Below are 23762 nucleotides of genomic sequence, written 5' to 3'. Positions count from 1 at the left end.
GGCGCGCTTGGAAAGGGCGCAATTCGAACAGCGTGGCGCGACGCCTCATCCGTCAGCGCTTCGCACTGGCACCTTCTCCCGCAAGGGGAGACGGGAAGAACCTCGGACGCCGAACAAGGGCATGCCAATGACCACTGATATCGTCAGCGTCACGCCGGGCGCCTCCCCGCTCATCCTCTCCATGCCGCATCCCGGCACCGGCCTGCCGGAGGAGGTCGCGGCAGCGCTCACCGAGCGCGGCAGGCAGGTCGAGGATACCGACTGGCACATGCGCCAGCTCTATGCCTTCGCGGAGCACCTCCAGCCGAGCATCGTCGAGGCCGGGCTGTCGCGCTATGTCATCGACGTGAACAGAGACCCGTCCGGCGTCTCGCTCTATCCGGGACAGGCGACCACGGAACTCGTGCCGACCACGACCTTCGACGGCGAGCCGATCTGGCTGATGCCGCCGGACGAGGCCGAGATCGCCAGGCGCAGGCGGGCCTATTTCCAGCCCTATCACGATGCACTTGCGGCCGAGGTCGCGCGGGTGAAGGCGGCGCACGGTTTCTGCCTGCTCTGGGATTGCCACTCGATCAAATCGGTGATCCCGCGCCTCTTCCCCGGTACGCTACCGACGCTGAATCTCGGCACCAATTCCGGCGCAAGCTGTGCGCCCGAAGTCGGGAAGGCCGCCGAAGCGGCGCTGGGCCAGACCGGCTTCAGCCATGTCGCCAATGGCCGCTTCAAGGGCGGCTGGATCACCCGGCATTACGGCCAGCCGGCAGAGCATGTCCACGGCATCCAGATGGAAATCGCGCTCTCGGCCTATCTCAGCGAGGAGGCGCCGCCCTGGCGCTTCGATGCGCCCAAGGCTGGCAAGCTGCAGGCCGCCCTCGCCTCGATCATCGAAGCCGCATTGGACGCGGCGACCAAGCTCGAACGGAGCCATTCATGACCCGCATCGACAATAGCCGCGTCATCCGCAGCCCGAAGGGCAGCGAGCGCAGTGCCAAGAGCTGGCTGACCGAAGCCGCGCTGCGCATGCTGATGAACAATCTCGATCCCGACGTCGCCGAGAAGCCGGGCGAGCTCGTGGTCTATGGCGGCATCGGCCGCGCCGCCCGCACATGGGAGGACTTCGACCGCATCGTCGCGAGCCTGCGCACGCTCGAAGCCGACGAGACCCTGCTGGTGCAATCCGGCAAGCCGGTCGGCATCTTCCGGACCCATGCCGACGCGCCGCGCGTGCTGATCGCCAATTCCAATCTCGTCCCGGCCTATGCCAATTGGGAGCATTTCCACGAGCTCGATAAGGCCGGGCTGATGATGTACGGCCAGATGACCGCCGGCTCCTGGATCTATATCGGCACGCAGGGCATCGTTCAGGGCACCTATGAGACCTTCGTCGAGGTCGGCCGCCAACATTATGGCGGCAGCCTCAGGGGCAAATGGATCCTGACCGGCGGGCTCGGCGGCATGGGCGGGGCGCAGCCGCTCGCCGCGACCATGGCCGGCGCTTCGATGATCGCCGTCGAGTGCAAGCCCTCCTCGATCGAATTCCGCCTGCGCACCGGCTATCTCGACGAGAAGGCAGACAGCGTCGATGAAGCGCTCGAGATCGTCGAACGCGCCCACAAGGCAGGTAAGGCGGTCTCGGTCGGTGTGCTCGGCAACGCCGCCGAGGTCTTTCCGGACCTGGTCGAGCGTGGCATCCGGCCGGACGTCGTCACCGACCAGACTTCGGCGCATGACCCGCTCAACGGCTATCTGCCGGCCGGCTGGACGCTGGAGGAATGGGAGGAGCGCAAGCAGCGCGATCCCGCCGGCACGATCGACGCGGCGAAAAAGTCGATGGCCGTGCATGTCCGCGCCATGCTCGACTTCCAGAGGATGGGCGTGCCGACGCTCGATTACGGCAATAATATCCGCCAGATGGCGAAGGATATGGGCGTCGACAACGCCTTCGACTTCCCCGGCTTCGTGCCGGCCTATATCCGCCCGCTCTTCTGCCGCGGCGTCGGGCCGTTCCGCTGGGCGGCGCTGTCGGGTGATCCGGAGGATATCTACCGCACCGATCAGCGCGTGAAGGAGCTGATGCCGGACGACAAGCATCTGCATAACTGGCTCGACATGGCCCGCGAGCGCATCAAGTTCCAGGGCCTCCCGGCGCGGATCTGCTGGGTCGGCCTTGGCGACAGGCATCGGCTCGGCCTCGCCTTCAACGAGATGGTGGCCAGGGGCGAGGTCAAGGCGCCGATCGTGATCGGCCGCGACCATCTCGATTCCGGGTCGGTCGCCTCGCCGAACCGCGAGACCGAGGCGATGAAGGACGGCTCGGACGCGGTTTCCGACTGGCCGCTGCTCAACGCCCTGCTCAACACCGCCGGCGGCGCCACCTGGGTCTCGCTGCACCATGGCGGCGGGGTCGGCATGGGCTATTCACAGCATGCCGGCGTGGTCATCGTCGCGGACGGCACGCCCGAGGCAGCGAAGCGGCTGGAACGCGTGCTCTGGAACGACCCGGCCACCGGTGTGATGCGCCATGCCGATGCGGGCTACGAGATCGCGGTCGAGTGCGCCAAGGCCAAGGGCCTGAAGCTGCCGGGCATCCTGGGCTAGACTCGTCATTGCGAGCACCCGGGCTTTGCCTTCGGCAAGCCCGAGTGCAGGCTCCGCGAAGCCATCCAGGGGCGCCAGCGTTCTACGTCTCCCTGGATTGCTTCGTCGCTGACGCTCCTCGCAATGACGATTATGGCGAAGCGCGCATTTTCGGAAGGCAGGCATCCCATGCACATCATCCGCGCCAGCGACTGCCGGGTCATGCCGTGGAAGAACGGCGGCGGCACCACCACCGAAATCGCCGCCCATCCGCCGGGTGCCTCGCTCGACGAATTCGACTGGCGCGTCTCGATGGCGCATGTCGGGATGGATGGACCGTTCTCCAGCTTCCCGGGCATCGACAGGACGCTGTCGGTGCTGACCGGGAACGGCATCGCGCTCGCCTTCGGCGATGGCGAGACGATGCGGCTGGAGCAATCCTCCGCGCCTTATTCCTTCGCGGCTGATCGCGCGGTCGAGGGCAGGCTCGTCGCCGGCCCGATCGACGATCTCAACGTCATGACGCGGCGTGGCCGCTGGCTGCACCGTGTCGAACGGCTGACCGACCCGGGACCGATCGAACTTGCCGTGAGCAGCGGCCTGCTGATGCTGGTTGCCCGCAGCGATGGCTGGACGATCGCCGCGAGCCACGGCCTCGATACGATCGGCATCGGCGACAGCGCGCTGTTGGAACCTGGCGAGGCCGTCACGCTCGCGAGCGACCGCGAAGCCGCGGAGATCTTCACGATCGAGCTTTGGGAAAGCGCGGCGCGCTAGAGCATTTCCGCGTTTCTTCGAATCGCGAAAATGCTCTATCTATTTTTTTGACGCATTTTCTTCACGCGAACCGGCATCCACTTCGCTCGAAAATGCTCTAGCTCCAGATATCAGCGCTCCATGTAAGTGCGCGTGACCGGCAGCGTGTCGAGCTTCTTGGCGAGCTGGAGCTGGAACACGACGAGGTCGTCGTGGCGGAAGGTCGCCTCGGAAGCGGCGAGGTAGAACTCCCACATCCGAGCGAAGCGCTCGTCATACATCGCGACCGCCTCGGCGCGATGGGCGAGGAAGCGCTCGCGCCAGGCCTTCAGCGTCTCGGCATAATGCAGGCGCAGCACCTCGACATCGGTGATGACCAGCCCTTCCAGCTCGACCGCCGCCGCGATCTCGGACAGGGCCGGAATATAGCCGCCCGGGAAGATGTATTTGGCGATGAAGGGATTGGTCGCGCCGGGCGGCGTGGTGCGGCCGATGGTGTGGACGAGCGCGACTCCGTCCTGCGTCAACAGCTCGGCGATCTTGCGAAAGTAAGTGCGGTAATAGCCGACGCCGACATGCTCGAACATGCCGACCGAGATGACGCGATCGAACGGGCCGGTGACGTTGCGATAGTCCTCGAGCCTGAACTCGACCGGCAGCCTGGCCATCGCCGCCCGCTCTTGCGCGATGGCGAGCTGCTCCGTCGACAAGGTGATGCCTTTCACCGTCGCGCCGGTCTCGCGTGCAATGGAAAGGCCGAGGCCACCCCACCCCGAGCCGATATCGAGGACGCGCTGGCCGGGCTCGACCGCGAGCTTGGCGATGAGCCTGCGCTTTTTGGTCTGCTGCGCCTCCTCCAGCGAGATGCCCGGCTCGGGGAAATAGGCGCAGGAATACTGCATGTCGTCGTCGAGGAAGAGCTTGAAGAAATCGGCCTTGAGATCGTAGTGGCGCGCCACGTTGCGCCGCGCCCATGTCGGCGTGTTGTTCTGGCTGAAGCGGCGGATGGCGGTGCGCGCGCGGCTAAGCGTCTGCGCCCAGGCCGAGAGCGTCTGTCCATGCAGGCCGGCGATCAGCATATCGAGCAGATCGTAGAGGCTGCCATGCTCGACGACGACGCGGCCATCCATGACCGCCTCGCCCAGCGCCAGCTCCGGATTCAATGCGAGTTTCAGCTCGGTCGGCCGGTCCATGATGCGCATGGTCAGTGCGGGCGGCTTGCCCGGTCCAACCATGCGATGCGAGCCATCCGCGAAGACGATTTCGAGAGGCTGCGACTTCACCAGCTTCGAAAGCATCGATTCAATGAGCGAACGCAAGAGCTTCACTCCTGTCGGCGAATACCCCTATGTCATTAAAATGGTGCGATATTCTGGTTGCTGCAACTCCTGCAATACAGTGCGGAATTGCCGCAAACGCATAACAAGCCGCTAACGAGACAAAAGGCATGCGCCGACTGCTTAACGCGCATGATTTGCGCTGTTCCGGGGGCCGGAAGAGATATCTCTCCCCGCCCGGCTCAAGCCGATCCGCCCGCCCGTTAGCGAAGCATCCCCATCGTCCGCGGCAGCCAGAGCGTCAGCTCGGGAATGAAGGTGATCGCGAACAGCGCAAGGAAGAGCGGCACCAGCCAGGGCAGGATCGCCATGGTGGTCTGCTCGACCGAGAGCTTGGCGACGCGCGAGAGCACGAAGAGCACCATGCCGAGCGGCGGGTGAAGCAGGCCGATCATCAGGTTCAGCGTCATGATCAGGCCGAAATGGATCGGATCGACGCCGAGCTTGAGCGCGATCGGCAGCAGGATCGGCACGACGATGGTGATCGCAGCGATCGTGTCGAGGAAGCAGCCGATGAACAGCAGCAGCAGGTTCACCAGGATCAGGAACACCCATTTGTTCTGGGTGAAGCCGAGGATCAGGTCCGAGAGGATCTGAGCGGTGTTCGAGACCGTCAGCAGCCAGGCGAAGATCGAGGCGGCCGTGACGATGAAGAGCACGGAGGCGGTGGTCTCGATCGTGTCGAAGGTCGCCTTGGTCAGGGTCCGCATCGTCATCGAGCGATAGCGCACAAGGCCGAGGAAGAGCGACCAGATCACCGCGGCGGCGGCGGCCTCGGTCGGCGTGAACCAGCCCATGGTCATGCCGCCGATCAGGATGACCGGCGTCATCAGCGCCATCACCGCCGAGAAGTTGAAGTAATAATCCAGCGCCAGGAGCACGGCGAGCGCGAGGCCGATCGCGATGTTGACGTCGAGCCCGGCCCAGACCAGCCCATAGGCCAGCAGCGGGAAGGCGAAGACGACGACGACCTCGAACCCGGCCGAGCCGAGCTGGCGCCAGGAGAAGACCGTGTCCGAGCCCCAGTTGCGCAGGCGGGCGAAGATCCAGACGGTGCCCATCATGAACAGCGTCATCACGACGCCGGGGATGACGCCGCCGAGAAAGAGCGCGCCGATCGAGGTGTTCGCCATCATGCCGTAGATGACGAAGGGCAGCGATGGCGGGATGATCGGGCCGAGCGTGGCGGAGGCGGCGGTGACGCCGACGGCGACATCGGCCGGGTAGCCGTGGTCCTTCATCGCCTTGATCTCGATCGTGCCGATGCCGGCAGCATCCGCGATCGCGGTGCCGGACATGCCGGAGAAGATCACCGAGCCGATGATGTTGACCTGAGCCAGGCCGCCGCGCATCCAGCCGACGAGCGCGACCGCGAAGGAATAGATGCGGCCGGTGACGCCGGCGATGTTCATCAGGTTGCCGGCCAGGATGAAGAAGGGCACGGCGAGCAGCGGGAAGCTCTCGACGCCGGCGATCATGCGCTGCGCCAGGATGACGTCGGGAACGGTGCCGGTGGCGACGATGAAGACGAGCGAGGCGACGGCCATCGAGATCGCCACGGGCACGCCGAGGATCATCAGGCCAAGGAAGGTACCGAGCAGGATGAGCATGGATCAGGCCTCCGAGCCGTCGAAGGCCGCGGGATTCTCGAGGACGGAGTAGCCGCGCCGCAGGTTCTGCCAGGCGACGATGATCGCGCGGATCGTCATGATGGCGAAGGCGAGGAGCACGGCATTGAAGACGATCGATTTCGGGAAGTTGATCGTCGTCATCATCTCGTCGGGGATGAGCGAGGAATATTTGTACATCAGCCAGGTGCCGTAGCCGAAGAAGCCGATGCGGACGATGTCGACGAAGGTCGATAGCGCGCGGCCGACGCCCTTCGAGACGTAGCGGTAGATGAAATCGACCTGGATGTGTCGCGAGGCGCGCACGCAGAGCGCGGAGCCGAGGAAGACGACGACGACCAATGCGTAGATCGCGATCTCCTCAGTCCAGGCGAAGGAATCGTTGAGCACGTAGCGCGTGAAGAATTGCAGCACGACACAGCCGACCATCAGCCAGAAGGCGGCGAGCGTGACCCAGTCCTCGATGCCGTAGACGCTGAGATCGGCCGGCGGCGGCGCCTCGTCGAAGACGTGGGCGATCTCCTCGCTGGTGACCTGGGTATGGATTTCCTGCGTCGTCGTGCTCTGGTTCACGGCTGACCTCGGTGCTGGGCGGCCCTGCGGCCGATATAGGAGAAGCCCGGCGGCCAAAGCCGCCGGGCGAAGCTCAAGTCAGTGCGGGATCACTTGATCGCCTGGATGCGCTCCCAGTCCGACTTGCGATAGCCGTACTGCTCGAAGGAGACGTTCTTCTGCACGTTGGCAAGGAAGTCGGCCTTGTCGATCTCGCTGACGGTCAGGCCGCGATCCTTGAAGACCTGGACAAGCTTGGTCTCGTCATCCTGGATCTTCTTGGTGGCGCGCTCGGCCGCCTCCATGGCGACGTCGGAGAAGATCTTGCGATCCTCAGGCGAGAGCTTGTCCCAGAGCTGCTTGGCGACGACCGTGTTGAGATGGTCGACGATGTGGCCGGTCAGGATGATGTGCTTCTGCACCTCGTAGAACTTCTTGGCGTCGATCGTGTTGAGCGGGTTCTCCTGCGCCTCGACCGTGCCGTTCTGCAGCGCGAGATAGACCTCGGCGAAGGCGATCGGCGCGGTGTTGGCGCCGCAGGCGCGCGGCATGGCGAGATAGGCGGGCACGTCCGGCACGCGGATCTTCAGGCCCTTCATGTCGGCGCAGGTCTTGATCGGCTTGTTCGAGGTGGTGTGGCGCGTGCCGTAATAGGTCACGGCCAGGATCTGGTGGCCGGTCTTCTCCTGATAGCCCTTGGCCATCTCCTTGAAGACGTCGCTCTTGGTATAGGCGAGCAGGTGCTCCGGGCCGCGGAAGATGAACGGATAATAGGTCACGCCGATCGGCGGATAGGAGCGGGCGGCGAAGCTCGAGCCCGAGATGATCATGTCGACCGTGCCGAGCGTCAGGCCCTGGTTGATGTCGGTCTCCTTGCCGAGCTGCGAGGCCGGATAGACCGTGATCTCGTACTTGCCGTTGGTGCGCTTCTTGATCTCCTCGGCGGCCCAGACCGACTCGGTGTGGAACGGCTCGGAGGTCTCGTAGACATGGGCCCATTTCAGCTTGGTCTGGGCCTGGGCCGGCGCGCCGGCGATCATCAGCGCGGCCGCCGCGGCGGCGAGAGCGAAATACTTCTTCATCGATATCCTCCCGTTGTGAAAAGCATTGGTTTCGCGTCAGTTCTTGCCTGCCGGACCGGCGTCGACGCTCTCCGGTCCGCTTGCAGCACGTCCATCGCCGAAGCTCTGCGAGAAGCGCTCCTGCGATTGTTTCAGATGCCGGCGCATCGCCTCTCGCGCCTCGTTGCCCAAGCCCGACGCGATCGCATCGCGGATGGCGCGGTGTTCGCCAAAGGCCTCGCGCCAGGAGGCGTCGTTCTCGAAATAGCTCGCGAGCTGCTGAAAATACGGGTTGACGCGCTGGTCGAACAGATCCCCCACGAAGCGCGCCAGCACGGCATTGCCGAGGATCGCGGCGATCGCGACATGGAAGGCGCGGTCGAATGCGATCAGTTCGTCGCCGGAGAGGCCCGGCGCCTCCATCTGCGTGAGAATCTCGTCGAGCGCGGCGATGTCCTGCGCTGCTGCCTGGCCGCCTGCTTCGGCACAGACCGCGCTCTCGACGATCTCGCGGGCCTTGAGCACCTCGAAGGGACCATCCGGCAGGTCGGCAGGCTCGACCGGCCTGGGTCGCGGCGCCTCGGTCACGTAGACGCCCGAACCCATGCGGATGCGCACACGACCCTCGACCTCGAGCGCGATCAGCGCCTCGCGCACGGAGGGGCGGGAGACGCCGAGCTTCTCGGCGAGCTCGCGTTCAGGCGGCAGGCGGCCGCCAACCGGGAACTCGCGCCGATCGATGAGATGGCGGAGCTGGTCGGCAATCTGGCGATAAAGGCGTGGCGACTCGACGGCTTCGAGCGGCACGTTTCACTCCCCGGGACCCGTTTCCTGCCTCGGTTTGCGCCGAGTTCCATTTGGCCATGTGGTCAGGCCAATTGAGCGAGAACGAACCACCATACCGGAGGCTTGTCAACGGAGAGGCGGCTTAGCCTAAGGTTCAACCGCCGAGCCTTTCGGCATCGGCATTCGCCGGACGGCGCCGCAATGCAAATGCTTCTCATTTATAAGTATTTGATTTATTTGAGTTTCTTGACTTTCCGCGGGGCAATGAACTAAGCCTGCGCCGCGCATCGGCCGGCTGCACCCGGTTGGTCCGCGCAGTTCTTCTGCGGCTCCAGACGGAATGGCGACATGTCCCCTGCTTCCATCGCGGTCCTTGCCGTCGGCATGTCGATCGACGCCTTCCTCGCCTCGATCGGCCGCGGAGCGAATCTGCAGCGCGCCAAGGTCACCGAGGCGCTGCGCACCGGGCTCGTCTTCGGCATCGTGGAGACGATCACGCCACTTGTCGGCTGGGCTTTCGGACTGGCGGCCAGCCGCTATGTCGCGGCGGTCGATCACTGGATCGCCTTCCTGCTGCTCGGGATCGTCGGCGGGCGGATGGTGCTGCACGCGCTGCGGAACAGCGGGGAGCAGGCCGAGGCAGCCCCGCCGCGCAGCTTCGGCGTGCTGCTCGCGACTGCGGTCGGCACCAGCATCGATGCGATGGCGATCGGCGTCTCGCTCGCCTTCCTCGACGTGAACATCGCGATCGTCGCGGCGGCGATCGGCTTCGCCACCTTCCTGATGTCGACGAGCGGCATGCTGATGGGGCGCTTCATCGGCGCGCGCTTCGGCCGCTGGGCCGAGATCGCCGGCGGCGTGGCGCTGATCGGGCTCGGGCTCTCGATCCTGCACGCGCATCTGACGGCGTAGGCGTATCCGAGCGTGGCGAGCTCGTGGCCCCTGCCAGCCGTCGGTGCAGATCAGGCCGCGCTCGCCATCACCTCGGCCCGGATCTCCTCGACCAGCCGCTCCTTCAGCGCGACGAAATCCGGCGTCGTCTTGATGGTGTAGGGGCGCGGATGCGGCAGGTCGACCGGGATGTCGGCCTTGATCCGGCCCGGCCGGGCGCTGATCACCACGACGCGTGAGGCCATGAAGATCGCTTCCTCGACATCATGGGTGACGAAGAGCACCGTCTTGCGCTCGCGCTCCCAGATGCCGAGCAGCATCTCCTGCATCAGGGCGCGGGTCTGGTTGTCGAGCGCACCGAAAGGCTCGTCGAGCAGCAGGATCTTTGGATCATTGGCGAGCGCGCGGGCGATCGCCGTGCGCTGCTGCATGCCGCCCGAGAGCTGCTTGGGATAGTGATTCTCGAAGCCCCTGAGGCCGATGCGCCCGGCCCAGTCGGCGGCGATGCGCAGGCGCTCGCCCTCCGCCACGCCCTTCTCGCGCAGGCCGAAGGCGATGTTCTGGGCCACCGTGAGCCAGGGGAAGAGCGTATAGCTCTGGAAGACGAAGCCGCGATCGGCGCCCGGCCCCGAGACGGGTTCGCCATCGAGCAGGATGCGCCCTTCGGTCGGGGTCTCCAGCCCTCCGACCATGCGCAGCAGCGTGGATTTCCCACAGCCGGAGGGGCCGAGAATGGTGATGAAGTCGTTGTCGGCGACGCTGAGCGAGGTCGGCAGCAAGGCGCGCGTCGCCTGGCCGCCATGGCGCGCCGGGAAGGATTTTCCGACCTGATCGATGACGAGCTTGCTCATTTCGCGGCCCAGGGAAACAGGCGCTGGTTGACCGCCTTGAACAGGAAATCCGAGATCAGGCCGATCAGCCCGATGACGATGATGCCGAAGATGATCTGCCCGGTATTCAGCAGCGCCTGGCTGTCGGTGATCATATGGCCGATGCCGGAGGAGGAGCCGATCAGCTCGGCGACGATGACATAGGTCCAGGCCCAGCCGAGGACCATGCGCAGGATCTCGGCGATCTCCGGGGCGGCGTTCGGCAGGAGCACGCGCATCACCACCGAGCGGTCGCCGGCGCCGAGCGTATAGGCGGCATCGACGAGGTCGCGCCGGATCGAGCCGACCGCGACCGCGATCATCAGGATGAGCTGGAAGACCGAGCCGATGAAGATGACGAGGAGCTTCTGCGCCTCGCCGATGCCGGCCCAGAGGATCAGCAGCGGGATGAAGGCCGAAGCCGGCAAATAGCGCGCGAAGGAGACGAAGGGCTCGAAGAAGGCCTCGATCGGCTTGTAGGCGCCCATCAGGATGCCGAGCGGCAGCGCGACGATGACCGCCAGGATGAAGCCGCCGACGACGCGCCAGATCGTCATGGCGATATCGAAGGAGAAGCCGTAGCGGACGAGAAGGTTGTAGCCCTCCCCGAGCATGGTCAGCGGATCGGCCAGGAACAGCTTCTGGACAAAGCCGCCGAAGGTCGCGACCGACCAGAGCGCGACGAAGAGCGCGAAGAAGGCGAGCCCGAGCCCGATGCGGGACGGGGCGGAGACCGGCTGGAGGAGCTTCACTGCTGTCCCCTCTCCGCTCGCCAGGCGGCGGCGAGCTCGTGCCACGGCTCGATCGACCAGAAGCCCGAGGCAGCGCCGGAGGTCGAGGGCAGCACGAAAGCCGTGCAGCCGGCGACATCGATCGCCTGCCTGCCATAGGAGAGCATCGGCGCGGGCAGACCGAGCGCCGCCTGCGCTGCCCGCTTGCCGTTGAACGCGATGAAGGCCGGAGCCGCCGCGCGCATCTTCATCAGAAATCCTTCGACATCGAAATGAGCCCTCACGAGCGCGGCATCCGGGCCCGAGGTCGCCTTGGCGACATCGGTGAGGCCGAAGCCATGTTCGAGCAGTTCAGGATAATCCTCTGGCCGCAACTGGCGGGGAACCAGCCCGACGGCGTGCAGCACGCCCCAGAACTTGTTCCCCGGCCCGGCATAATAGGCGCGGCGCAAGGCCGAGACACGCCCGGCCTGCGTTCCGCAAAAGACGATCCCCAGGCCTGGCCCGACGACGTCCGGCAGGATCGTCACATCGCGCCGCCAGCGACGTATTTCGGCTCGACCAGCGAGTTGATCTCCGGCTTCGCCTTGATCAGCCCGATCTCGAGCAGCAGGTCGGCCGCCTTGGCGGTGAAGGCCTGCCATTCGCCGGAGAAGAATTTCTTGTTTCCCTCCGCATCCGACCAGCGCAGGTAGCCCGCCGACTTGCCGAACTGTTCGCCGGTCTGCTTCACGTCGGCACCCATGATGCCATAGGCCTTGTCCTTCTCAGCCTTGATCATCTCGAGCGCCTCGAAATAGCTCTTGGTCAGCGCCTTGGCAGCAGCGTCATTGGCCGTGAGGAAGGCCGGGGTGCAGCCGAACGTGTCCATCACCATCGGGTAGTCGAGCGTGGTGGCGATGATCTTGCCGGCATCCGGCTTCTCGCGCACGGCCGAGAGATAGGGCTCGTAGGTCATGGCCGCGTCGTTCTGTCCGGCGATGAAGGCCTGCGCGGCCGGGCCCGGCTCCATGTTGACCACGGTCACGTCCTTCACGGACATTCCGTTTTCCTTGAGGAACCAGGCGAGCGCGAAATAAGGCGAGGTGCCGGGCGCCGAGGCGGCGACGGTCTTGCCCTTCAGGTCCTTGATCGAGCCCGTCGCGCTGCGCACAGCCATGCCGTCGGCGCCGTAGCTCTTGTCGAGCTGGAAGATCTGCTTGGTCTTGATGCCGGCTGCGTCCCAGACGATCCAGGTCTCGACCGTGGTCGCGGCGCATTGGATGTCGCCTGAGGCGATGGCGAGGTGACGGTCCTTCTGCGGGATCTTCTTGATGGTGACGTCGAGGCCGTTCCTGGCGAAGATCCCGGCCTCCTTGGCCAGCACCAGCGGCGCGAAGCCGGTCCAGCCGGAAATACCGATCGAGACCTTCGTTTGCGCCTGGGCCGCGCCGGCCGCGAGGAAGGCGGCGAGGCCGAGGCCGGCCATCGCTCCGATACGCTTCAAACCTGTCATGACGAGTCGTTCCCCTGCTCTTGTTGCATCAGTTCCGGAGGCGGAGCCTATCGCAATCGCATCGCCGGCAAGATGCAACCTTCGTTCCAGATCAGGTTAAATGCATATGCAAAACCGTCAAGGCGGCGATCAGCGCCATGAACGAAGGCGATAACATTCTCTTGTTTGACATGAGGGAGTGCATCCGTTCCCCTCAAGGCCCTTCCTGCGCGCCGCGCATTCTCTCGAGGTCTCCAGCATGAACGGCGCCGACCGCCTGTGCGACACGCTTCTCGTCAACGGCGTGGATGTCTGCTTCGCCAATCCCGGCACATCCGAAATGCATTTCGTCGCGGCGCTCGACCGCAAGCCGCAGATGCGCTGCGTGCTCGGGCTGTTCGAGGGCGTGGTGACGGCGGCGGCCGACGGCTATGCCCGCATGGCCGACAAGCCGGCGGCGACCCTGCTGCATTGCGGGCCCGGCATGGCGAACGCGCTCGCCAACATGCACAATGCCAGACGCGCCCGCACGCCGATGATCAATGTGGTCGGCGACCACGCGACCTATCATCTCGAGCATGACGCGCCGCTGACCAGCGACATCGAGAGCCTGGCCCAGCCGATGTCGCATTTCGTCCGGCGCATCGCCTCGGCCGAGGATGTCGGCCCGGCGATCGGCGAGGCCTATGCCGCCTCGCTGTCGCTCCCCGGCGTGACCACCGTGATCCTGCCGGCCGATTGCGCCTGGGGCAGCGTCGAGCCGGCGAGGCTCGTGAAGACCGAGGTCCCGAAGCCGAAGGCCGTCGAGGCCGACGCGATCCGCGCGGCCGCGCAGGCCCTGCGCAAGCATGGCAGCCGCGCCGCGATCATGCTGACCGGCTCGGCGCTGCGCGAGAAGCCGCTGGAGACCGCCGCCCGGATCTGCGCCGCAACCGGCAGCCGGATGCTCAGCCAGATGTCGAACGGCCGTACCGAGCGCGGCGCCGGGCGCGTTGCCTTGTCAAAGGTGCCCTACCCCGTCGACATGGCGCTCGACCTCCTCAGAGAGATCGATGTCCTCGTCCTGATCGGGGCCAAGGCGCCGGTCGCGTTCTTCGCCTATCCGGGCAAGCCGAGCCGGCTGATCCCGGATTCCTGCGAGGTGGTGACGCTGGCCCAGCCCGGCGACGACCTGCCGGGCACGCTCGACGCGCTCGCCGACGAGCTTGGCGCCCGCAAGTTCGCACCGGCCAATATCGCGAAGCCCCGCAGCGCCGAGCAGGCCCTGCCGAGCGGCGATCTCGACGCCGACAAGGTCTGCACGCTGGTTGCCAAGCTGCTGCCCGAGAACAGCATCATCTGCGACGAATCGGTCTCGTCCGGTCGCGTCTTCTACGAGATGTGCGCGGACGCGCCGCAGCACGACTATCTGCAGATCACAGGCGGCGCGATCGGCATCGGCATCCCGCTTTGCGTCGGCGCTGCGGTGGCCTGCCCCGACCGCAAGGTCGTCGGCATGCAGGCCGACGGCTCCGGCATGTACACGCTCCAGGGCCTGTGGACGCAGGCGCGCGAGAATCTCGACATCGTCACGGTGGTCTTCGCCAACCGGACCTACGCGATCCTGCATGGGGAGATGCGCGCCGTCGGCGTCAATGATTTCGGGCGCAACGCCAAGCAGATGCTCAATCTCGACGAGCCGGCTCTGGACTGGGTCGGGATGGCGCAAGGCATGGGCGTCGAGGCCGGGCGGGCGCGCACGGCGGAGGAATTCGTCAAGCTGTTCAAGGGCGCGCTGTCGCGGAAGGGGCCGTTCCTGATCGAGGCGGTGATCTGAGGCGCGTCATCCCGCACGCGCAGCGGCATGCAATGCTGCTGCGCAGATGCGGGACTCTGCGCAGCGGCACTCCGCGCCGCAGCGCGCACGGGATGACACCCTTCATTCCGTGTCGATGAAGCCGCCCAGGAACGCATCGAGGCAATCGCCGATCGCCTCGATCGCGTAGCCACCTTCCTGCACGACCAGCGTCGGCAGGCGCAGCGCCTTCACCCTGGCGCCGATCGTGCCGAAATCCTGCGCCTCCAGCTTGAGCACGCCGATCGGGTCGTCCTTGTGGGCGTCATAGCCGAGTGCGACGACCAGCGCCTCAGCGCCGAACTCGCGGATGGCGCGGCCGGCACGGTCGACCGCCGCTTCCATCTCCGGTCCCGCGGCGCCATGGACAAGCGGCAGGTTGAGGTTGAAGCCCTCGCCCGGGCCGTTGCCACGTTCGTCCTCGTAGCCGGTGAAGAACGGATAGTAGTTAGACGGATCGGCATGGACAGAGATCGTCAGCACATCGGGGCGCCGATAGAAGATCTGCTGCGTGCCGTCGCCGTGATGGGCGTCGACGTCGAGGATCGCGACCTTGTCGAATTTTTCGCGGAGACGCTGTGCCGCGACCGCCGTATTGTTGATGTAGCAGAAGCCGGTGGCGCGATCGGCGCGGGCATGGTGGCCCGAGGGACGGCAGAGCGCATAGACGGCCTGCTCCCCGGCCAGGATCGCATCGGCGCCGGAGACCGCCGTCTCGGAGGAGCGCAGGGTCGAGGTCCAGCAATGCTCGCCGATCGGCACCGAAAGATCGCCGAGATACCAGCCGAGCTGGCCGATGAAGCCCGTCGGGCGGCAGGGCGGGCGCATGTCCTCGTCGGGACGGCCGCTCCAATAGGGGAAGGTGCTCGGCCAGACCTCGGGGCCGCGCTCGGCCGGCAGGTCCTGCCAGCGCGCCCAGGCGGTCTCGAGGAAGCTGACGAACTCGGCGCTATGCACCTTCAGGATCGGATCGACGCCGTGCGCCGCCGGCCGCTCCGGCGCGATGCCGTGCCTGGCGAGCGCGCCGAGCAGGCGCTCCGTCCGTTCCGGCAGGTCCTTCGGCGCGACGACGCGGCCGAAGCGCATATATTGCCGGGGATCGTGGAGCGACTGGTCCGGGTGATAGAAGGCGCGCATGCGGGCTCGTTCCTCGGGCTGAAACGTTGAATCGTACGAAGATGCTAGCAAGCCATGGCGGCGCGGTCAGGCCGCGGCGATGCCGCTCCGCCCTGCATTGGCGGCAGGCTCGGCCGGCAGCAGGCTGCCCTGCCGCATCAGCCAGGGCACGCGGCTGCCGGCGACGGGCCGCGAATAGCGATAGCCCTGCCCGAAGCCGCAGCCATGCTTCAGCAGGAAGTCCTGCTGCTCCTGGGTCTCGACCCCCTCGGCGATGACGTCGAGCTTCAGATCGGCGGCGAGATTGATGATGGCGCGCACGATCGCGGCATCCTCGCCACCCTCGGCGAGATGCCGCACGAAGCTGCGGTCGATCTTGATCAGATCGACCGGTAGGCGGCGCAAATGCGTCAACGAGGCATAGCCAGTGCCGAAATCATCGAGCGCGACATGCACGCCGTTGTCGCGCAGGGCCTTCAATGCCCGCTCGGCATCGCCGCCATTGCGGGTGAGCAGCACCGTCTCGGTGACCTCGACGCCGAATTTCGCGGGCGGCACGCCGGCGGCGGCGAGCTGGGCAAGAAAGCGTTGCGGCATATAGGGATCGCGGAAGATGCCCGGCGCGAGATTGACCCAGACGCGCGGCACTTCGATCCCGGCCTCCTGCCACTCACGCAGATCCGCGATGGCCTTGCGCAGGATCGCCTCGCCAATGGCCTGCGAGGTCTCGGGATCCTCCAGGGCCTGCTGGAACGAGGCCGCCGGAACGATGCCGCGCTCGGGGTGCTTCCAGCGCGCGAGCGCCTCGAGCCCATCGACCTCGCCGGTCGCGAGCACGATCTGCGGCTGGTAGAAGGGCAGGATGCGGTCCTGTTCCAGCGCCCCGGCGATCTCGCGGCAGATCGCGACGCGCGTATTCATGGCGGCCCGCATCTCGGCCTCGTAGATCACCGCGAGATTCCGGCCCAGCGCCTTGGCGCGATAGAGCGCGAGATCGGCATCCTTCATCAGCTCGACCGGATCGCGATCATGCTGCGGCGCCAGCGCGATGCCGAGGCTGGCGCGCGAGGAAATCATCTGGCCGGCATGCTCCACCGGCGCGCGCAGGGCAGCGAGCAGGAGATCCGCCTTGGCCTGGGCCGCGGCCGGGCTGAGCGAATGGGGGGTCAGCACGACAAACTCGTCGCCGCCGAGCCGGGCGACCAGATCGTCGGCCTCGACATGGCGACTGAGCCGCGCCGCGGCCTCGATCAGCAGGGCGTCGCCGGCATCATGACCGAGCGTGTCGTTGACCGATTTGAAATCGTCGAGATCGATCAGGAAGAGACCGACGCCTCCGCCGGCTTCCAAACCGCCGACGGCCTGCTGCAACCGTTCCTGGAAGAGCAGGCGGTTGGGCAGCCGGGTCAGCGCGTCATGCGTCGCCTGCCAGCGCACATGCGCCTCGGCCGCCTTGCGCTCGGTGATGTCGACGATGCCGGCGACGACCATGGCATTGTCGCCCGCGGCCTGAAGCGAGGTCGCGGTGATCAGCGTGTCGCGGTTCTCGCCCGAGACCGCCCTGATCCGGGCCTCGAACTCGCCGACATGCTCGGCGCTCTGCAACTGCCGGACGAGCGCGCGGCGGCTATCCTCATCGACGAACATCTCGGCCACGGTGATATCGGACAGGTCGGTGGCGCCGCGCGGGCCGAGATAGCGCAAGGCGGCATCGTTGACCCGCATGAAGCGGCCTTCGAGCATCGAGATCACGACGAGCGGGATCGGCGTCGCCATGAATAGCCGCTCGATCATGGCGCGGCTCTCGCCGAGCGCTTCCTTGGCGGCGCGCTCCGACTGGGTCGCGAGCCATTCGACGCGGCGCAGCCGGTTGGCATGGATCACGACGAGGCTGAGCGCGACATTGAGCATGCCGAGGATCATCACAAGCCCGATGAAGGTCGTCGGCAGCTGGCCGAAGCCGAGATAGCCGGCAAGCATCAGCACGCTGGTCGCGGCGCCGAACAGCAGGGTCCACCGGAACGAGATCGGCGCGACCAGATAGAAGATCGATGGCAGCAGCATCACGACGAATAGCGCGAGGTCGCTGCGGGAGCTGACGAGGAAGGCGACGCCGACCGCGACGAAGCCCTCCCAGAGCAGGGTCACGGCCTCGGCCTGCCTGAAGCTGGCGGCACGGCGGATCAGCAGCATGCAGACCAGCGACACGAAGACGACGCCCAGCCTCGCCGGCACGGCAACGAAGAAATGCGGCGTGCCGTAGAAGCGCCAGTCGCTGATCAGGAACAGCGCATTGAGCAGCGCCGAGAGCAGGAAGATGAGCCGGCATTGCCGCAGCGTTTCGGGCAGGCGAGCGGCCTGGAAGGCCGCTTCCCGTCCGGTATCGCGAAACTCACCGCCGAAGCGGAGCAGGCGCTCCTCTTGCATGCCCCATCGTCAACCGGAGTTGGTCAAGGCGGGGTTAAGACAAGCCGGCCAGCCATAAAAAACGGCAACCACCCGCAGCGATCACCGCTTCGCCGCGATCAGAGCCGCGAATTCCTGTGCCAACTCAGCAATGTCGAAGCGGCCGGGCCGGTACCAGTCGGTCGAGCCGTTGAGCGCGCCGAGCAGGAAAAGCCTGAGCGCCTCGGGCGAGCGCTCGGCGGCGAGCGCACCGGCCTGCTGCAATTCGGCGATCAGCTCGCGCCAGACCTCCTCATAGGCTCGGCGAACCTGCCGGACGCTGTCGGGCACCGGCATCGCGCCGAAGGTGAAGACCTTGATGCTGGCGGAGGTATAATCGCCATGGCCGTGCAGCGCCGTGAGATGGGCGCGGATCGCCGCCTCCAGCCGGGCGTAGGGCGTGCTCTCGGCGTGTTCGGTGAGCGCCGCGACGACTGCCTGATGGACGAAGCGCACGCCATCGTTGACGACCTCCTCGACGATCTCCTCCTTCGAGGCGAAGTGATAGTAGAGGCTCGCCTTGCGGATGCCGACGGCCTCGGCGATCTCGCGCAAGGTGGTCTGGTGATAGCCGCCGGAACGCAGCAGGCGCGCGGCCGTGTCGAGGATGAGCCGGCGCGAGCCGCCTTCGACCGCGTCGCGCTCCGCTTTGGCGGCCTGCACCGTCACAGCCTCTTCGCGACCTCTTCGAGCATCACCTCGGTGGCGCCGCCGCCGATCGATTGCACGCGGGCGTCGCGCGCCATGCGCTCGATCGTGCTCTCGCGCATGAAGCCCATCCCGCCATGGAACTGGACGCAGGCATACATCACCTCGTTGACCAGTTCGCCGCAGAAGGCCTTGACCATCGAGACTTCGCGGGTGGCCTCCATGCCCTGCGCATCCATCCAGGCGGCGTGATAGACGAGCTGACGCCCGGCCTCGACCTTGGCCGCGAGCATGGCGAGCTTCTGTCTTATCGCCTGCTTCTCCCATAGCGCTGCGCCGAAGGCTTTTCGGGTGCGGACATAGTCGAGGGTGAGGTCAATCGCGGCCTGCGCCTCGCCGATCGCCATGGCGCCGATCACGGTGCGCTCGTTCTGGAAGTTGCGCATGATCGCATAGAAGCCGCGCCCCTCCTGGCCGAGCAGGTTCTCAGCCGGTACGCGGCACTCCTCGAAGACGAGCTCGGCCGTGTCGGACGAGCGCCAGCCATGCTTGTCGAGCGCGCGCGAGACCTTGAAGCCGGGCGTGCCCTTCTCGACCAGGAAGATCGAGACCGATTGGGAAGGCTTTGCGGAGAGGTCGGTCTTGGCGGCGACGCAGTAGATGTCGGCATGGACGCCATTGGTGATGAACATCTTTGCGCCGTTCAGCACGTAGGCATCGCCCTCGCGCCGCGCCGTGGTGCGGATGCCCTTCACATCCGAGCCGGCATCGGGCTCGGTGACCGCGACCGCGCAGATTGTCTTCCCGGCGATGATGTCAGGCATGTAGCGCTCGTGCTGCGCCTTGCTGCCGGCATTGAAGACATGGACCGAGGCCATGTCGGTGTGAACCAGCGCCGTGATGGCGACGCCGGAGAAGGTCGAGCGCCCCAGCTCCTCCGCCAGCACAACGGTCGCCAGCGTATCCATTTCCGAGCCGCCGTACTCGGCCGGGTAGCGGATGCCGAAGAAGCCGAGCTCGCCCATGCGCTCCAGGACGGCGCGCGGCACGAAGCCCTGCTCCTCCCACGCAAGCGCCTGCGGCTTGATCTCGCTCTCGACGAAGCGGCGGACCTGGTCGCGCAGCGCCTCATGCTCCTCGCTGAAATAGGGCGAGCGACGCAGTGCCTCTCCGGCGAACTGTTCGAGCGCTGTCATGTCCGTTCTCCCGCGGCTTGACCTTGTGGCGCCGATACGCCTACCTAACGGACGGTAGGTGAAATGGCGGCGCGGTTCAAGCGTCGTCATTGCGAGGCGGCGCAGCCGACGAAGCAACCCAGGGGACCGGGTGAGCGAGGCCTTCTGGATTGCTGCGCTACGCTGGAATGACGGCGAAGGCCGGCGGCTCAAGGGAAGCGGATATTCATGACGGACACGATCGCAGCCAACGCCCCGCCGCCCCTTTCGGACATGCTCGCCACCCTGCGCGAGCGCCACGCTCTCGTCGCGGCCGGCGGTGGGCAGAAACTGCGCGAGCGGCATGAAAGCCGCGGCAAGATCATGGTGCGCGAGCGCATCGACCTCCTGCTCGATCCGCAGACGCCCTTCCTCGAGCTCTCGCCATTGGCTGCCTGGGGCCTCTACGGCAACGAGGTGCCGGGCGCGGGCATCGTCACCGGCATCGGCATCGTCGCGGGCCGCACCTGCATGCTGATCGCCAACGACGCCACCGTGAAGGGCGGCTCCTTCTTCGCCGAGACGGTGCGCAAGCATCTGCGCGCGCAGGAGATCGCCGAGGAGCACCGATTGCCCTGCCTCTACCTGGTCGATTGCGGCGGCGCCTTCCTGCCGGAGCAGGACCGCGTCTTCCCCGACCGCGACCATTTCGGCGGCTCCTTCTACAACCAGTGCCGGATGTCGGCGGCCGGCATCCCGCAGATCTCGCTGGTCTTCGGCGGCTGCACGGCGGGCGGCGCCTATATCCCGGCGCTGTCGGACGAGGTGGTCATGGTGCGCGGCACCGGCCGCATCCATCTCGGCGGGCCGCCGATCGTGAAGGCCGCGATCAACGAGATCGTCGACGGCGAGACTTTGGGCGGCGCCGAGATGCACACCCTTGTCTCCGGCGTCAGCGACCATCTGGTCGAGACCGAGATGGAGGGCCTCGCCAAGCTGCGCGAGATCGTCGGCGCGCTCGGCGAGATCGGCAAGGTGGCGCCGGCGCCCTACCTCTCCCTGCCTCCGAAGCATGATGCGGCCGAGCTGGAAGAGATCGTCCCCACCGATCTGCGCCGGCCCTATGACGTGCGCGAGGTGCTCGCGCGCATCGTCGACGACAGCGCCTTCACCGCCTTCAAGCCGGATTATGGCGCGACGCTGGTGACGGGCTTTGCCCGCATCCACGGCCATCCGGTCGGGATCATCGCCAATAACGGCGTGCTCTTCTCGGAATCGGCGGTGAAGGGCGCGCATTTCATCGAGCTCTGCGACCAGCGCCAGATTCCGCTGCTCTTCCTGCAGAACATCACCGGCTTCATGGTCGGCACCGAGGCCGAGCGCGGCGGCATCGCAAAACATTCGGCCAAGCTCGTCTATGCCGTCTCGAATGCGCGCGTGCCGAAATACACGGTGCTGATCGGCGGCTCCTACGGCGCCGGCAATTACGGTATGTGCGGGCGCGGCTTCCGGCCGCGTTTCCTGTTCTCCTGGCCCAATGCCCGCATCGCGACGATGAGCCCGGAGGTCGCCGCCAATGTCGTGACCGAGCTGCGCCGCCAGAGCCTTAAGGGAGCCGCGGACGAGGCGGCCATCGCCGAGCTCGACCGCAGGACGCGGGCGCAGTTCGAGGAGCAGAGCGACCCGTACTACGCCACGGCGCGGCTCTGGGATGACGGCATCATCGAGCCGGCGCAGACGCGCGACGTGCTCGGCCTGTGCCTGTCGCTCGCAGCCGGCGAAGCACGCGACACCTCTCCCCGCCCCGTCTACCGGATGTGATCGCTGAGATGTTCGACACCGTCCTGATCGCCAATCGCGGCGAGATCGCCTGCCGTATCATCCAGACCTGCCGCAGCCTCGGCATCCGCACGGTCGCGGTCTATTCCGAGGCCGACCGCGAGGCGTTGCATGTCCGGCTCGCCGATACGGCCATCGCCATCGGCCCGGCACCGGCCCGCGACAGCTATTTGCGCGCGGATAAAATCATCGCCGCGGCGATCGAAAGCGGCGCGCAGGCGATCCATCCCGGCTACGGCTTCCTGTCCGAGCGGCTCGACCTGATCGAGGCCTGCGACAAGGCCGACATCACCTTCATCGGCCCCTCGGCCGCCGCCATCGACGCGATGGGCGACAAGATCCGCTCCAAGCAAATCGCGCGCGAGGCCGGCGTTCCCGGCGTTCCCGGCTATGACGGCGCCGACCAGTCGCCGGAAACGCTCAAACGCGAAGCCTTGCGCGTCGGCCTGCCGGTGATGGTCAAGGCCTCGGCCGGCGGCGGCGGCAAGGGCATCCGCAAGGTCGAGCACGAGGCCGATCTCGACGGCGCCATCGCGACCGCGAGCCGGGAGGCGCAGGCCGCGTTCGGCGATAGTCGCCTGCTGATCGAGAAATTCGTGACGCGGCCGCGCCATGTCGAGGTGCAGGTCGCGGGCGACCGGCACGGCAATCTCGTCCACCTGTTCGAGCGCGACTGTTCGGTACAGCGCTCCAACCAGAAGTTGCTGGAAGAGGCGCCAGCGCCGAACCTCCGCGACGAGACGCGCAAGGCGCTGCACGACTACGCCCTGAAGCTGTCGCGAGCGATCGCCTACGACAATCTCGGCACGGTCGAGTTCCTCGTCGATGCGGCGACGCAGGACGTGTTCTTCCTGGAGATGAACACGAGGCTGCAGGTCGAGCATCCCGTCACCGAGGCGATCACCGGGCTCGATCTGGTCGCGTGGCAGTTGCGGATCGCCGCCGGGGAGCCCCTGCCGCTGAGGCAGGACGAGATCACCTGCTCCGGCCACGCCATCGAGGCACGGCTGACGGCCGAGCGGGCCGATGAAGGTTTCCGGCCTGACACGGGCCTGATCCGGCTCTGGCAAGCTGCGGAAGGATTGCGCAGCGATAGCGGCGTCGGCACAGGCAGCGAGGTCTCGCCGCATTACGATTCGCTGCTCGCCAAGCTCATCGCGCATGCGCCGGATCGCGCCGGGGCGATCCAGAAGCTGGCCAACGGCCTGGACCGGATGAGCGTGCTGGGACCGGCGACGACGCGAGCTTTCCTGGCCGAGGCGTTGCGGACGCCTGGCTTCGCGGCCGGCGCGACGACATTGTTCCTCGCCGAGACCTATCCAGGCGGCTGGCGCCCGCAACCATGCGACGAGGCGGAGCTTTACGCTGTCGCAGCGGCGATCTGGCTGACGGAGCGGCAGTCCGGGCGGGACAGTGGGCCGTGGCGCTCGCTCGCGGGCTTTCGCCTGCTCGCGCCGGCCGGACGGCCGGCTACTACACATCTCGTCGTTGCGAGCGGCGACAAGACAGCACGGCTTGGAATCGAGAGCCATGACGTGTTTTTCCGCGCCACCGGCCTCGGTCGCACGCTCGATATCGCGCTACACCCCACCGGGCGGGCTGGGGGCTGGGCCGCCACGCTCGCCGGCGCAACGACGCAGGCGCTGGCGGTTTGCGACGAGCGCGGCCTCTTCCTGCGCCATGGCGGCTCCTTCGAAGGGCGCGTCGAGATCGCACTTGCCGTCGAGGCCGCTGCGGCCAAGCGCGACATGGCCGGCGATGGCGGCAATACGGTGCGGGCAGCCATGCCCGGAACCGTCGCGGCGCTGCATGTGAAGGAAGGTGACGCGATCGCGGCAGGACAGGTCGTCGCCGTGCTGGAATCGATGAAGCTGTTCATGGAGCTCAAGGCCCCCACAGGCGGTATCGTGCAGCGCGTCGGCACCAGGACCGGCGCTACCGTCTCGGCCGGCGACATCCTGGTTGCGATCGAGCCGAGCTGAGCGGACGCAACGGCGGCGCGGACCAAAGCCAAGCGAATCTACGCTTCGGAAAGACTTTTTTACGCTTCGGAAAGACTTG

20 protein-coding genes are annotated in these 23762 nt (G+C 66.5%); 7 read left to right on the top strand and 13 right to left on the bottom strand.

Annotation, left to right across the window (positions count from 1 at the left end; genetic code table 11):
- Window positions 1-127: 127 nt before the first annotated feature.
- From hutG to EV560_RS31160, 3 genes are all read left to right on the top strand, one after another.
- Window positions 128-937 carry an N-formylglutamate deformylase gene (gene hutG, locus EV560_RS31170; protein WP_131859752.1) on the top strand — a complete coding sequence of 270 codons (810 nt, stop codon included), beginning with the start codon at window positions 128-130 and terminating at the stop codon, window positions 935-937.
- Window positions 934-2601, top strand: a complete 1668-nt coding sequence (gene hutU / locus EV560_RS31165) for a urocanate hydratase (protein ID WP_131859751.1) — start codon at window positions 934-936, stop codon at window positions 2599-2601. The genes hutG and hutU overlap by 4 nt, the downstream gene beginning before the upstream one ends.
- Before the next feature lie 168 nt (window positions 2602-2769).
- Window positions 2770-3357: a HutD/Ves family protein gene (locus tag EV560_RS31160; RefSeq protein ID WP_131859750.1), complete on the top strand. Its 588-nt coding sequence runs from the start codon at window positions 2770-2772 to the stop codon at window positions 3355-3357.
- A gap of 110 nt (window positions 3358-3467) precedes the next feature.
- Here the strand turns inward: EV560_RS31160 and EV560_RS31155 are convergent, their stop codons facing one another.
- The 5 genes from EV560_RS31155 to EV560_RS31135 all read right to left on the bottom strand — a co-directional run bounded on the left by EV560_RS31155 (window position 3468) and on the right by EV560_RS31135 (window position 8721).
- Window positions 3468-4655: an SAM-dependent methyltransferase gene (locus EV560_RS31155; protein WP_248312293.1), complete on the bottom strand. Its 1188-nt coding sequence runs from the start codon at window positions 4653-4655 to the stop codon at window positions 3468-3470.
- Between the two features lie 221 nt (window positions 4656-4876).
- Window positions 4877-6283, bottom strand: a complete 1407-nt coding sequence (locus EV560_RS31150; protein WP_131859749.1) for a TRAP transporter large permease — start codon at window positions 6281-6283, stop codon at window positions 4877-4879.
- Window positions 6284-6286: 3 nt separating this feature from the next.
- Window positions 6287-6874, bottom strand: coding sequence for a TRAP transporter small permease (locus tag EV560_RS31145; protein WP_131859748.1), 588 nt, complete (start codon window positions 6872-6874; stop codon window positions 6287-6289).
- 89 nt (window positions 6875-6963) lie between these two features.
- Window positions 6964-7935: a sialic acid TRAP transporter substrate-binding protein SiaP gene (locus tag EV560_RS31140; protein WP_131859747.1), complete on the bottom strand. Its 972-nt coding sequence runs from the start codon at window positions 7933-7935 to the stop codon at window positions 6964-6966.
- Window positions 7936-7971: 36 nt separating this feature from the next.
- Window positions 7972-8721, bottom strand: a complete 750-nt coding sequence (locus EV560_RS31135; RefSeq protein WP_131859746.1) for a FadR/GntR family transcriptional regulator — start codon at window positions 8719-8721, stop codon at window positions 7972-7974.
- A gap of 327 nt (window positions 8722-9048) precedes the next feature.
- Here EV560_RS31135 and EV560_RS31130 point away from each other — a divergent pair, with 327 nt between their 5' ends.
- On the top strand, window positions 9049-9612 hold the full coding sequence (locus tag EV560_RS31130) for a manganese efflux pump MntP (RefSeq protein ID WP_131859745.1): 564 nt from the start codon (window positions 9049-9051) through the stop codon (window positions 9610-9612).
- A gap of 50 nt (window positions 9613-9662) precedes the next feature.
- Here the strand turns inward: EV560_RS31130 and EV560_RS31125 are convergent, their stop codons facing one another.
- Genes EV560_RS31125 through EV560_RS31110 form a run of 4 tightly spaced genes read right to left on the bottom strand, consistent with a single transcriptional unit; the run spans window position 9663 to window position 12659 of the window.
- Window positions 9663-10442, bottom strand: coding sequence for an ABC transporter ATP-binding protein (locus EV560_RS31125; RefSeq protein ID WP_165923723.1), 780 nt, complete (start codon window positions 10440-10442; stop codon window positions 9663-9665).
- The gene (locus tag EV560_RS31120) at window positions 10439-11212 is read right to left on the bottom strand and encodes an ABC transporter permease (protein WP_131859744.1); all 774 of its coding nucleotides are present in this window, start codon (window positions 11210-11212) and stop codon (window positions 10439-10441) included. The genes EV560_RS31125 and EV560_RS31120 overlap by 4 nt, the downstream gene beginning before the upstream one ends.
- On the bottom strand, window positions 11209-11721 hold the full coding sequence (locus EV560_RS31115; protein WP_207908165.1) for a mismatch-specific DNA-glycosylase: 513 nt from the start codon (window positions 11719-11721) through the stop codon (window positions 11209-11211). The genes EV560_RS31120 and EV560_RS31115 overlap by 4 nt, the downstream gene beginning before the upstream one ends.
- Window positions 11718-12659 carry an ABC transporter substrate-binding protein gene (locus tag EV560_RS31110; protein WP_131859905.1) on the bottom strand — a complete coding sequence of 314 codons (942 nt, stop codon included), beginning with the start codon at window positions 12657-12659 and terminating at the stop codon, window positions 11718-11720. The genes EV560_RS31115 and EV560_RS31110 overlap by 4 nt, the downstream gene beginning before the upstream one ends.
- Before the next feature lie 265 nt (window positions 12660-12924).
- Here EV560_RS31110 and EV560_RS31105 point away from each other — a divergent pair, with 265 nt between their 5' ends.
- The gene (locus EV560_RS31105) at window positions 12925-14481 is read left to right on the top strand and encodes an acetolactate synthase large subunit (protein ID WP_131859742.1); all 1557 of its coding nucleotides are present in this window, start codon (window positions 12925-12927) and stop codon (window positions 14479-14481) included.
- Window positions 14482-14583: 102 nt separating this feature from the next.
- Here the strand turns inward: EV560_RS31105 and EV560_RS31100 are convergent, their stop codons facing one another.
- From EV560_RS31100 to EV560_RS31085, 4 genes are all read right to left on the bottom strand, one after another.
- Window positions 14584-15636 (bottom strand): histone deacetylase family protein, encoded by a 1053-nt coding sequence (locus EV560_RS31100; protein WP_131859741.1) that lies wholly within the window; start codon window positions 15634-15636, stop codon window positions 14584-14586.
- Between the two features lie 66 nt (window positions 15637-15702).
- Window positions 15703-18042: a putative bifunctional diguanylate cyclase/phosphodiesterase gene (locus EV560_RS31095; RefSeq protein ID WP_131859740.1), complete on the bottom strand. Its 2340-nt coding sequence runs from the start codon at window positions 18040-18042 to the stop codon at window positions 15703-15705.
- A gap of 81 nt (window positions 18043-18123) precedes the next feature.
- Window positions 18124-18723, bottom strand: a complete 600-nt coding sequence (locus EV560_RS31090; RefSeq protein WP_165923722.1) for a TetR/AcrR family transcriptional regulator — start codon at window positions 18721-18723, stop codon at window positions 18124-18126.
- A 2-nt stretch (window positions 18724-18725) separates the two neighbouring features.
- Window positions 18726-19904, bottom strand: coding sequence for an acyl-CoA dehydrogenase family protein (locus EV560_RS31085; RefSeq protein ID WP_131859738.1), 1179 nt, complete (start codon window positions 19902-19904; stop codon window positions 18726-18728).
- 207 nt (window positions 19905-20111) lie between these two features.
- Here EV560_RS31085 and EV560_RS31080 point away from each other — a divergent pair, with 207 nt between their 5' ends.
- Window positions 20112-21683, top strand: coding sequence for an acyl-CoA carboxylase subunit beta (locus EV560_RS31080; protein ID WP_131859737.1), 1572 nt, complete (start codon window positions 20112-20114; stop codon window positions 21681-21683).
- Between the two features lie 8 nt (window positions 21684-21691).
- Window positions 21692-23683, top strand: coding sequence for an acetyl/propionyl/methylcrotonyl-CoA carboxylase subunit alpha (locus EV560_RS31075; protein WP_131859736.1), 1992 nt, complete (start codon window positions 21692-21694; stop codon window positions 23681-23683).
- Window positions 23684-23762 lie beyond the last annotated feature (79 nt).

Source organism: Allobosea sp. BK604, assembly GCF_004341515.1.
Classification (GTDB): domain Bacteria; phylum Pseudomonadota; class Alphaproteobacteria; order Rhizobiales; family Beijerinckiaceae; genus Allobosea.
The sequence above is the reverse complement of the archived record's forward strand: the minus strand, read 5'-3'. Positions and strand labels throughout refer to the sequence as shown.

Excerpts from the sequence above, each read along its gene's own strand:
- EV560_RS31130 (WP_131859745.1), top strand. The coding sequence starts at position 9,049 with ATGTCCCCTGCTTCCATCGCGGTCCTTGCCGTCGGCATGTCGATCGAC.
- EV560_RS31150 (WP_131859749.1), bottom strand. The coding sequence starts at position 6,283 with ATGCTCATCCTGCTCGGTACCTTCCTTGGCCTGATGATCCTCGGCGTG.
- EV560_RS31140 (WP_131859747.1), bottom strand. The coding sequence starts at position 7,935 with ATGAAGAAGTATTTCGCTCTCGCCGCCGCGGCGGCCGCGCTGATGATC.
- EV560_RS31105 (WP_131859742.1), top strand. The coding sequence starts at position 12,925 with ATGAACGGCGCCGACCGCCTGTGCGACACGCTTCTCGTCAACGGCGTG.
- hutU (WP_131859751.1), top strand. The coding sequence starts at position 934 with ATGACCCGCATCGACAATAGCCGCGTCATCCGCAGCCCGAAGGGCAGC.
- EV560_RS31080 (WP_131859737.1), top strand. The coding sequence starts at position 20,112 with ATGACGGACACGATCGCAGCCAACGCCCCGCCGCCCCTTTCGGACATG.
- EV560_RS31125 (WP_165923723.1), bottom strand. The coding sequence starts at position 10,442 with ATGAGCAAGCTCGTCATCGATCAGGTCGGAAAATCCTTCCCGGCGCGC.
- hutG (WP_131859752.1), top strand. The coding sequence starts at position 128 with ATGACCACTGATATCGTCAGCGTCACGCCGGGCGCCTCCCCGCTCATC.
- EV560_RS31160 (WP_131859750.1), top strand. The coding sequence starts at position 2,770 with ATGCACATCATCCGCGCCAGCGACTGCCGGGTCATGCCGTGGAAGAAC.
- EV560_RS31110 (WP_131859905.1), bottom strand. The coding sequence starts at position 12,659 with ATGGCCGGCCTCGGCCTCGCCGCCTTCCTCGCGGCCGGCGCGGCCCAG.
- EV560_RS31085 (WP_131859738.1), bottom strand. The coding sequence starts at position 19,904 with ATGACAGCGCTCGAACAGTTCGCCGGAGAGGCACTGCGTCGCTCGCCC.
- EV560_RS31075 (WP_131859736.1), top strand. The coding sequence starts at position 21,692 with ATGTTCGACACCGTCCTGATCGCCAATCGCGGCGAGATCGCCTGCCGT.
- EV560_RS31095 (WP_131859740.1), bottom strand. The coding sequence starts at position 18,042 with ATGCAAGAGGAGCGCCTGCTCCGCTTCGGCGGTGAGTTTCGCGATACC.
- EV560_RS31100 (WP_131859741.1), bottom strand. The coding sequence starts at position 15,636 with ATGCGCGCCTTCTATCACCCGGACCAGTCGCTCCACGATCCCCGGCAA.